Annotated in this window: 1 protein-coding gene; it reads left to right on the top strand. The window is 41.3% G+C overall.

From position 1 onward, the window contains the following. Window positions 1-69: 69 nt before the first annotated feature. Window positions 70-444: a succinate dehydrogenase, cytochrome b556 subunit gene (gene sdhC / locus MF6396_RS28095; protein ID WP_005005993.1), complete on the top strand. Its 375-nt coding sequence runs from the start codon at window positions 70-72 to the stop codon at window positions 442-444. The last annotated feature ends 215 nt before the right edge of the window (window positions 445-659 follow it).

The following is a 659-nucleotide window of genomic DNA, read 5'->3' as shown; positions in this document are numbered from 1 at the left end:
GTTACAGCTGCTATGATGAATGAGATCGAAAACTGAAATCCCCCACTAGAATTGTTGACTGGAGTCAAAATGAATAAAAAGCGGCCGGTTAATCTTGATATTCGAACCATTCAGCTTCCTCTCACGGCGCTTACATCGATTCTGCACCGGATTTCAGGAATTATGCTCTTTATTTTTCTGGGACTGATACTGTATATGCTGAGCAAATCGTTGGAGTCAGAAAAGGGTTTTAATGAAGTCAAGGAGATTTTTTCTTCACCTTTCGGCAAAGTTAGTTTCTGGTTGGTATACTCTTCATTTATTTATCATCTCGTAGCCGGAATTCGACACCTAGTTATGGATGTGGGTGTTGGTCATACTTTGAAAGGCAGCAATCGCGCCTCTACTATTGTTTTAGTAGTGTCGGGTGTTTTAATGGTTGCTGGCGCCGTATGGATTTGGTAGCTGTGGAGTCGTAATGCGTATTTACAAGGACTAAAAGCGTCCTTTAAAGCTAACTTACGAAAGTATTTATAATCGACGGTTCACGCTTAAACGGTTGAATCCTTTCGGGCTTCCGAATAGCTGTTAGCTGAAAGCTATCATGAGCTAAGTTTTCTGTGCATCATCAAATGTGTTAATGGGAGCGCCATAGTACTAGGTACAAATATGGCTCTAGG

This window comes from Pseudomonas sp. MF6396, from assembly GCF_002018915.1.
GTDB classification, from domain to species: domain Bacteria; phylum Pseudomonadota; class Gammaproteobacteria; order Pseudomonadales; family Pseudomonadaceae; genus Aquipseudomonas; species Aquipseudomonas palmensis.
This window is presented reverse-complemented; position numbering and strand designations above follow the sequence as displayed.

Coding starts and splice junctions, on each gene's coding strand:
- sdhC (WP_005005993.1), top strand. CDS start 70: ATGAATAAAAAGCGGCCGGTTAATCTTGATATTCGAACCATTCAGCTT.